The sequence below is a fragment of the Paenarthrobacter sp. PAE-2 genome (assembly GCF_026013155.1).
GTDB classification, from domain to species: Bacteria; Actinomycetota; Actinomycetes; order Actinomycetales; family Micrococcaceae; genus Arthrobacter; species Arthrobacter ureafaciens.
In genome coordinates this window covers 1-8,828 of sequence record NZ_JAPDNV010000066.1, presented here as the reverse complement: position 1 = coordinate 8,828, position 8,828 = coordinate 1, and the positions used below count along the sequence as shown (strand labels likewise).

Annotated in this window: 8 protein-coding genes; 4 read left to right on the top strand and 4 right to left on the bottom strand. The window is 59.9% G+C overall.

Features of this window, described 5'->3' with window-relative positions:
• Positions 1-111 precede the first annotated feature (111 nt).
• From OCL88_RS20390 to OCL88_RS20375, 4 genes are all read right to left on the bottom strand, one after another.
• Positions 112-297, bottom strand: coding sequence for a hypothetical protein (locus OCL88_RS20390; protein WP_264963752.1), 186 nt, complete (start codon positions 295-297; stop codon positions 112-114).
• 233 nt (positions 298-530) lie between these two features.
• On the bottom strand, positions 531-1,817 hold the full coding sequence (locus tag OCL88_RS20385; RefSeq protein ID WP_264963751.1) for a S1 family peptidase: 1,287 nt from the start codon (positions 1,815-1,817) through the stop codon (positions 531-533).
• A gap of 117 nt (positions 1,818-1,934) precedes the next feature.
• Positions 1,935-2,300 carry a hypothetical protein gene (locus OCL88_RS20380; RefSeq protein WP_264963750.1) on the bottom strand — a complete coding sequence of 122 codons (366 nt, stop codon included), beginning with the start codon at positions 2,298-2,300 and terminating at the stop codon, positions 1,935-1,937.
• A 1,336-nt stretch (positions 2,301-3,636) separates the two neighbouring features.
• Positions 3,637-4,500, bottom strand: a complete 864-nt coding sequence (locus OCL88_RS20375; RefSeq protein ID WP_021472361.1) for an HpcH/HpaI aldolase/citrate lyase family protein — start codon at positions 4,498-4,500, stop codon at positions 3,637-3,639.
• Positions 4,501-4,891: 391 nt separating this feature from the next.
• On the opposite strand from OCL88_RS20375, the gene OCL88_RS20370 reads away from it, so the two are divergent.
• The 4 genes from OCL88_RS20370 to OCL88_RS20355 are packed head-to-tail and all read left to right on the top strand — an operon-like array spanning position 4,892 to position 8,756.
• Positions 4,892-5,977: an ABC transporter substrate-binding protein gene (locus OCL88_RS20370; protein WP_264963749.1), complete on the top strand. Its 1,086-nt coding sequence runs from the start codon at positions 4,892-4,894 to the stop codon at positions 5,975-5,977.
• Between the two features lie 2 nt (positions 5,978-5,979).
• Positions 5,980-6,867 carry an ABC transporter ATP-binding protein gene (locus OCL88_RS20365; protein ID WP_264963748.1) on the top strand — a complete coding sequence of 296 codons (888 nt, stop codon included), beginning with the start codon at positions 5,980-5,982 and terminating at the stop codon, positions 6,865-6,867.
• On the top strand, positions 6,867-7,781 hold the full coding sequence (locus OCL88_RS20360; RefSeq protein WP_264963747.1) for an ABC transporter permease: 915 nt from the start codon (positions 6,867-6,869) through the stop codon (positions 7,779-7,781). The genes OCL88_RS20365 and OCL88_RS20360 overlap by 1 nt, the downstream gene beginning before the upstream one ends.
• A 51-nt stretch (positions 7,782-7,832) precedes the next feature.
• Positions 7,833-8,756 carry a TauD/TfdA dioxygenase family protein gene (locus OCL88_RS20355; RefSeq protein WP_264963746.1) on the top strand — a complete coding sequence of 308 codons (924 nt, stop codon included), beginning with the start codon at positions 7,833-7,835 and terminating at the stop codon, positions 8,754-8,756.
• Positions 8,757-8,828: the final 72 nt, after the last annotated feature.

The window sequence follows — 8,828 nt, the reverse complement described above, 5'->3', positions numbered from 1 at the left end:
CTCTATCCGGCCACCGACGCGCCCGGCACGATTACACCCTCAAATGCGATGAGCCCCTTAACACCCAGCAAGCCGCCTTAGTCCGTTCCAAAAACCAGGACTGCATAATCCTCAAAGTGGCGGGCAGCGTTGGCCACGGATCATTGGCATCCCCGCAGGATGGATAAACTTGGCGATCTTGATGATTTCTTCCTTCGGGTAGAAGACCAGTTGCCGTCTGATATCCAAGTAATGCTTTTCGCCGGTGTCACCGCCCGCCACGATCTCTCCCAAGAGTGCCTTGCGCTGGCGCACCATAAGTGGGGGCCGCTCTTATCCAAGGTGTAATTAGTTTCCCAGCGCAATGGATACCTCCGCCGACAACTGCCTTTCCATTTAAAAGATGAGCTCCTGTGGGGCCGTCGACACGACTATGACGCAGTCATTCAACGCAGCAGTTGAGGTGTCAGAATCATGCCCGTCGAAGGCCTCGTCCGAATGCAGGACGAGGCCTTCGTAAGGTCATCATTTCGGAAGTCTGATTAAAAAAGCTACCAAGTCACCAAGTTCATGCCCAAGCTGTTCGCAATCGTCCGTGTGGACGTAAACCACACGTATCGGCTGCAGTAGTTTGCCCCGCCATCGCGGACGCTACCACAATTACCATAGTTATATAGGGTACCTGCCACGGCCTGAATCATACCGGCAGCGCCGACACTGCCGTTACCGTAAGGAACAATAACTGGTCCCCCACTATCCCCTTGGATGGCCGCGATCTGTCCGTTCACCGACTGGTAGCCCTCCATTTGGGAGGCATAACCGTACCCGTCGTTCCAGTAGAAATTCAGATACATGATCCCAATATTGCAATGCACTCCGGAGTTGCCACCACTGGTGCAAACATAGTCGCCCAGTGACAAGTCATGAAAACCTGCTACGGGCTTAGAGTAGCCTGCCGTGTTATTCCAAGCCCCGTCGAACATCCATAGGCTGCCCGTTTCGGACAGCAGGGCAGCTTGGCCGTCGGGTGAATCCCGCCATTGCATACCTGCTGAAGATCCCGAATTATCGCGAGCATACCACCAGCCGGTTCCGTCGCAGTGTCTGGCTGTGTTTGTCCAGCTCCCGGTCCCCGTCTTGGCTTTGAGGGCAAATCCGGTAGTACAGCTCATACCGTTGCTATTGATCAGGTAGGCACCTGAATTGAATGGACTGTAGTCATTCATCCTGGAAGCTGGGCGGACCTCTACACCGTCAATAACTTGAATAGGCAGCTTGGCAATGTCGTGTGCCAGCTTCTCAACCGCGGTCCGCTCAGCTGCAGTAAGTATGCCACCCTCACGGTTTATCGCATTGCCTCGGATTACTATTTGACCGTCGTCATCACCTATACCCCCGACGGAAGAGACCTTGAACCCTAAAGGTTCAAAAGCCTTGTCATTTCTCATAAGGGCGACGTTCGCGGATTCAATCTCCGGAACCGAGTAGGGTCGCTCCGAAAACGTCACTGTGATGCCCTGCCTACGTGCTTCACTAGCTACCGAATCGCGGAGTTGGGACTCGCCCTTCCAGAGCAGCTTCACGCTGAGACTCTTGGCGTCATTGACCTGTTCCACATATCCAGCATCATAAATTCCAGGAATCTGAGTGATCCAGTATTTGAAAGCGGAGAGCCTCTTCTGGTTTTCCAGAAATTCGACTCCAACACTCTGAGTGAATTCCTCAATGGTACCTTCGCCAGAAGGGGTGGAAGGTGCATCCGATGCGGCTGTCGCCGGGCTGATAATGCCCAGAAGTAGCAGCAACGTACCAGCTGTTATGAGTAGCGCTTTTTTCAATTGATCCCCCAGTACATCATTGCGACGATTCCGATCGGCGCGTGGTTGTTATGCATAGCCAAGTTGGCGCTGCCTGGGGATGACGCCTTGGAGAAATGCGGTTAGAGTTGAGGCCACTCAGATCGCATCGAAGGACAGTGAATCTTCACCATTTGTCCATGTCATCACCCCTCTCGAGAAGTCGAGCCGCACGCCATTTTGAAGAAGGCCGAGTGCCCAGAGTTGCCGCTCACCCTTCTCGGCGTCCGCACATCCCGACGCACCGACCGCGATCTTTCCGGACACCACCATGTCAGATCCACTGATGGTGACAGGCACGTTCACAGGGCCGCATGGAAGAACGACAGTAAGGTATGGGTTCCGATCAACCCGGTCGAGCTGGACGGTGATCTGCCCGTCACTCACCCAAACGATAGCTTGACCGGCGGCTGTTCCTGCGATACTCCTCAACTTCCCGCAGGGTGCCTCAGGCAGGAACTTCATGCACTCACTTGACGATGAGGGTGAGACTGACGGTGAGCCGGACTGCGACGCCCCTCCTGCCCCGCATGAAGACAAAGCAATGGCTGCAAGCCCGAAGGCCGCCGCACGTCCAAGAGAATGGCACTTTCCCATAAACCCCCCAAACTATTCTGTTGATTGAAGCCCGAGGATTAATATTCACTAGGAGCAAAGTTCAAGAACTGGGCTTCTCCGCATAACGAATGCTACGAGCAACTCGGACAATAGACAACAAGTTTCTAGAAAGTAATTTTCTGAAAACCAAAGGTTGCTGATTAAGTCATTAAATTTGCACCAACGTGCTAACGATTCTTAAATATGGCGTCATGAACGTCCGGTCACCATCACTTATGCACGGCAGATCAGGTCTCTGGTTCATTACCCCATTCCAACCTGAGCACCGAAACTTCCCGGCGCTTCGGTCGGCTACGCAGCTCACGGAACCCCGATGAGCTGTTCCGCCCAACTGCGAATCACTATCTTCCGCTGGATGCGGTGCCCTACCTCGCCTCGACCAAGTAGCGAAAGATAGCACTGTGACTACGCGGAATTTGATCCATGCCGACGAAAGTTTTTGCTTTTACCTTAGGTACGCTGTCCTCAGGAACGAACCCAGCAACCAGCTTGTGGCCGGCCGCCCTGAGGAAATATCCCAGCCCACACCAGCGCGTACGAAACTGCCCTATCAGGATCCTCGGTACATCGCTTGCGAAAACAAGCTGGTAACCACGCTCGCCGCCAATCCGAAGCGGACAATGCCTGCGGCGATGAACGATCGGTACGCAAGATACACATCGTGGCCGTATCGGAAGTCTGCGGGCCTCTTCGGGAAGACTTCCCCAGGATCAACGCAAACTTCAGGCCCACCAAAAACAGTCCCGCCAAGCTTCACCACGTCCGAGCATGGCTTCACTTGGAAAAGGCCGGTGCCCGACCAAGACCCTCATCACTTTCGTTGTCGATAACGAGGATGCAGGCGCAATCGCGCACAGCTCTCCCGGAAGCCGGGCTCTCTGAACAAACCGCGATGAATCAACCGAGGTGCTCGCACGGCGCCTTCCGGCCCCCAAGGCAGGCTCCGCATTGGGGGCCGCGCTCCGCCGGTGATCCACTGCGACGGGGTACATGGGTGTGCTCGCCGGGTCGTTGGACCTTGGTGTGGCCCAAGCACCACAATTCCGGCAGCACGCGCAGGCCCAGGGCACAACCCCGGGCCAACGCGACGTCCGTGAATTCCCCGCCGTCGTGGAACTTCAATGCCGGAGAATCGGAGTTCCATGTGACGCCATGAACCAGCATCTCTACGAGTACAGCAGACCTAAAGGGACGGCTGGACCCCGAAAGCCACCGCGAGCTTCATGATCTTTTCTGCACGGCCCAAGCGCGGCAGGTCTGAGCCGTCGCGGATGACGCGGCCGTTGGCCTCGAAGTCGTTCATAAAGTCGGTCGCCCAGGCGACGTCCGACGGCGTGGGGCTGATGACTTCGTTGATGACCGTGGTCTGGTCGATGGCCAGGCAGAGCTTGCCGGTCATGCCCATGGTCACGGTGATACCGGTCTGCTCGCGCAGGATGGGGTGGTTGGTGCCGACGGTGGGTCCGTCGATGGGACCCGGGAGGTTGCCGACGCGGCTGGCGACCACGAGCTTGGCCCGCGGGTAGGCCATGGCTTCCGGGGTTGCTGCCATGCCGGTGTCGCGGCGGAAGTCACCGGAACCGAAGGCCAGGCGGAAAGCACCCTGGGCGCGGGCGATGTGGTTGGCTTCCTCGATGCCGAGGGCGGACTCAACCAGCGGAATCACCGGGGTCTTGCCGTCCATCCGGTGGAAAGACTCGGTCACCTGGTCGGCGGATTCCGTCTTGGCCAGCATGACACCGAGCAAGCCAGGGGTGCCGCGCAGCCCGGCGAGGTCATCGGCCCAGAAAGGGCTGGTGGCGTCATTGATGCGGACCCATGCCTGACCGCCGGCGGTCAACCAGTTGACGACGTTCTCGCGGGCGGTGTCCTTCTGCGAGGGGTCAACGGCATCCTCAATGTCGAGGATGATGGCATCTGCCCGTGAGCCTGCGGATTCGTCGAAAAGTTCCGTCTTCATGGCATTCACAAGGAGCCAGGAACGGGCGATATCGGCAGGGATGTTACGGGTGGGCCGAACTGATTCGGCGGCGATGCTAGAGGTCATGTATCTACCGTATCCGTCCTGCGGCCCGGGCGACGAAGAAATCAGTCCGCTTGTGAGGATCAATACGAACTAAACCCGTTATGACTGTGGGGTCCCACAGTATGGGCGTTCGACGGCGGTCCGCGCCAGTCATGCCCGGCCCGCCGGTAGTTCTTCGTCACCGGACGGAACACTCCCGTCAAAGGGATCAACACAGCGAAGTATGTGTCCATTCGTTGCCACCCAAGGCCCGGTATTTCGCTTCGTTGCCCGCTGTTTCCCAGGGTATACCGCGGTTACCGCCGCACTTTCCAGCCACCACTTCCATGGGCTTACATCGTTCCCAAGCCGGTGAAGCTTCCGGTCTTCCCGGCACCAAAGAACACCAAACCAACCCTGGAAAGTAGCTCCCATGAAACTGCAACTGCCCCTGCTGAGCGTCGCGGCCGCCGTCGTACTAGCCCTGACGGTCTCCGGCTGCGGCGGTTCAGCCGAAGCAGGTCCGGCCGACCCGTCCGCCCAAGTCAAGGAACTTCGCTACCAAGGTTCGGCGAACAACGTGACCTTCCCGGAACTGGCAGCCGACCTGGGCTACCTGGGTGACATCAAGCTCAGCTGGGTGGGCAACACCACCAGCGGCCCGCAGGACATCCAATCCGCCGCCACCAACCAGACGGACTTCGGCGGCGCGTTCTCCGGCGCGGTGGTCAAGCTCATCGAAGCGGGCTCCCCCGTCAAGGCCGTCACCAACTACTACGGCTCCGACCAAAAAACCTTCAGCGGGTACTACGTCAAAGCCGACAGCGGCATCAAGGGTCCCAAGGACCTGATCGGGAAGAAGGTGGCCGTCAATACCCTCGGCGCCCACCACGAGGCCGTGATCAATACCTGGCTGACAAAGAATGGACTCAGCCAGGACGAGATCAAGCAGGTCCAACTGGTGCCTTTGGCCCCAAATGACACGGAAGAAGCGATCCGCCGCGGGCAGGTGGACGTTGGAACGCTCGGCGGCGTCCTTCAGGACCGCGCCATTGAAGCAGGCGGCCTCCGCTCCCTGTTCAGCGATGTGGAACTGTTCGGCACGTTCGCCGGCGGCCAGATCGTCTTCCGCACCGACTTCATCCAGAAAAATCCGGACACCACACGCACCTTCACCACAGGAGTTGCCAAGGCCATCAAATGGGCAGCTGAAACGCCACGTGAGGAGGTCATAGCCCGGTTCGCCAAGATCATCGAGGGCCGGGGCCGCAACGAGAGTACGGCCAACCTGAAGTTCTGGAAGAGCCCAGGTGTTCCCGACGCCGGCGTGATCACGGATTCGGACTTCACCAAGTGGGAAGCCTGGCTGAATTCTTCGGGAATCGTGAAGGGCGATCTCACGCCGTCCAAGTACTACACCAACGACTACAACGGGCTCGCCGGCGGTTCCGCGGACACTGCGACTACAGGCACTTCCAATTCAAGCCCTGCGACTTCAAGCACTGCGAAGAAGGGATAGCCATGACAGCCAAAATCAGCTTGCGCAACGTCAGCAAGGAATTCACCGTCAGGGCAAGCAAGGGTGGCCCGGCCACACGGCTCACGGCCATCGACTCACTCAACCTCGACGTCCGCGACGGCGAGTTCCTCACGTTGGTGGGACCCAGCGGTTCGGGCAAGACCACTTTGCTGGACCTGCTCGCGGGCCTCTCCACCCCGACCTCCGGCGAGGTCCTGGTGGACGGCCAACCCGTGACGGGACCCGGCAAGGACCGCGCGGTGGTGTTCCAGCAATACGCCCTCTTTCCATGGCGGACAGCATCGGCCAACGTCTCCATCGGTTTGGAAGGCCCCGGGCCGGATGGCAGGAAGCTGAACCGGCGCGAACGGGCAGCCAAGGCCAAGGAATACCTGGCCCTGGTGGGCTTGGCCGGCTTCGAAGACCGTTTTCCGCACGAGCTCTCCGGCGGGATGAAGCAACGCGTGGCGATCGCGCGGAGCCTTGCCTACGAACCGGACGTGCTGCTGATGGACGAACCATTCGCCGCGTTGGACGCCCAGACCCGTGTACAGCTGCAGGACGAACTCCTGCGGATCTGGAAGGCAACAGGCAAGACCATCGTGTTCATCACCCACGGAATCGACGAGGCCGTGTACCTGGGCCAACGCGTCGCCGTGCTCAGCGCCCGTCCCGGCCGGCTCAAGGAAATCGTGGAGATCACCATCCCGGACCGCGACGGTGACCAGGACATCAGGTCCAACCCTGCGTTCGTTGAGCACCGGCACCAGGTCTGGACACTGCTCCACGACGAGGTCCGGCGAGCGCAGGACGCCGGGCACCGCAAGATCCTGCCCGACGGCAGCGCACCGGACGAACCCGCAACCGCTACTGAAAGGAGTGCGGCCTGATGACCACCACCCTCACTCAAGAACAACAAACGGCAACGTCCGCAACCCGGCCGGCTGCCGCCGTCGGGCCTTCCGCTGCGGCCCATCCTGCAGCAGCCCGTACGACGCCGGAACCATCGGCCGGGCGGCGTCTCGCCAACGCTGCCGGTTCGGTCGTGTGGAAGTCCACAGCAGTCCTTGCCTTCCTGGCGCTCTGGGAGCTGGGCCCGACGTATCTGGCCAGCCCGTCCACCAAGGTCTTCCTTCCCCCGCTGCACGAAGTCCTGGCTGCCTGGGCCAGGTTGTTCGAGGCCGGAACCGTCCAAGGGCACATCACTGCGAGCCTCACGAGGTCTGTTGCAGGTTTCGGTGCTGCGTTGGTGGCCGGTGTTGCGCTGGGGCTGTTGATCGCCTGGTACGGGCGGCTGAACTTGGTGCTCAACCCCCTGCTGGAGCTGTTCCGCAACACCGCTGCCTTGGCGTTGCTCCCGGTGTTCACTCTCCTGCTGGGCATCGGCGAAGAGTCGAAGATCAGCATCGTGGCCTACGCTGCGTTCTTCCCGGTGCTGCTCAACACGATCGCCGGCGTGAAAACCGTGGATCCACTCCTTATCCGGGCCGCGCGTTCCTTGGGGTTGGGGAGCTTCCGCTTGTTCCAGAAAGTCATCCTGCCCTCCGCGGTTCCCACCATCTTCACGGGTATCCGCATGGCAGGCACGGCCTCCATCTTGGTCCTGATCGCCGCCGAGATGGTGGGCGCCAAGGCAGGCCTCGGGTACCTGATCGTCAACGCCCAAAGCAGCTTCCTCATCCCTGACATGTATGCCGGGATCCTCACGGTGTCCCTGCTGGGGCTTGCCGTGAACTTCCTGCTGGTCGCCTTGGAGCGGCACTTCTCACGCTGGCGCACCGCCGTGGGTTCAGCCGCTTCCTGATTTTTCCATGGTGGCACCCGCCACACACCACATCGAAAGTAAGGAAAACAAATGACCGTCATTACCGAAACCAAACTTGAGTTCCAGAAGCTTGGAGCCCGAATCGGGGCCGAAATCCGGGGCCTGGATATCTCCGGAGATCTGAGCGCGGACACCGTGGCGCAGATCCGTGCTGCCCTCAACGAACACAAGGCGCTCGTCTTCCGTGAGGCGAACATCCTGACGGACGAAGCCCAGGTGAAGTTCGCTTCCCACTTCGGTCCGCTCACCAAGGCACACCCCACCGTGGCGTCCGTGGAGGGTGAAGAGAACGTCCTGCCGGTGGACAGCGAGAACGGCTCGGCGAACAACTGGCACACCGACGTCACGTTCGTGGTGAACCCGCCTCAGGCCTCCACCCTTCGCAGCATCGACCTGCCGGCCTATGGCGGCGAGACCCTGATCGCGTCCTCCGCCGGCGCCTACCGCGACCTCCCGGACGAACTACGGAACTTCGCGGATACCCTCTGGGCCATCCATACCAACGACTACGACTACTCCGTTCCGAAGAACCTGGAGCACACCAACGCCGAGGAACGCCGCAAGGAATTCACGCGGCTGAAGTTCGAGACCGCCCACCCGGTGGTTCGGGTCCACCCCTTGACCGGCGAGCGCGGATTGTTCATTGGGGGCTTCGCGCAGCGCCTGCGGATCGTGGGTCTGTCCAACACCGAGTCGAAGGACATCATCCGGCTCCTGCAGGCCTACGTCACCCGGCCGGAAAACGTAGTCCGGGTGAATTGGGAGCCCAACCAAGTGGTGTTGTTCGACAACCGGATCACCCAGCACTACGCACCGGACAACTATGACGGGCAGCCCCGCAAACTGAACCGCGTGACAATTGCCGGCGACATCCCGGTGGGCACGGACGGCAAGCAGAGCCAGCCGATCCAAGGCGACTCGAGCACGTACTCCGTGGTGGCCGGGGTGTCCTAGGGGATGCTGTTTTAACCCAACTGGGTCGCAGTTACGCACGTTTTGAACCCTCAAAACGTGCGTAACTGCGAC

Excerpts from the sequence above, each read along its gene's own strand:
- OCL88_RS20390 (WP_264963752.1), bottom strand. The coding sequence starts at position 297 with ATGGTGCGCCAGCGCAAGGCACTCTTGGGAGAGATCGTGGCGGGCGGT.
- OCL88_RS20380 (WP_264963750.1), bottom strand. The coding sequence starts at position 2,300 with ATGAAGTTCCTGCCTGAGGCACCCTGCGGGAAGTTGAGGAGTATCGCA.
- OCL88_RS20375 (WP_021472361.1), bottom strand. The coding sequence starts at position 4,500 with ATGACCTCTAGCATCGCCGCCGAATCAGTTCGGCCCACCCGTAACATC.
- OCL88_RS20370 (WP_264963749.1), top strand. The coding sequence starts at position 4,892 with ATGAAACTGCAACTGCCCCTGCTGAGCGTCGCGGCCGCCGTCGTACTA.
- OCL88_RS20365 (WP_264963748.1), top strand. The coding sequence starts at position 5,980 with ATGACAGCCAAAATCAGCTTGCGCAACGTCAGCAAGGAATTCACCGTC.
- OCL88_RS20360 (WP_264963747.1), top strand. The coding sequence starts at position 6,867 with ATGACCACCACCCTCACTCAAGAACAACAAACGGCAACGTCCGCAACC.
- OCL88_RS20355 (WP_264963746.1), top strand. The coding sequence starts at position 7,833 with ATGACCGTCATTACCGAAACCAAACTTGAGTTCCAGAAGCTTGGAGCC.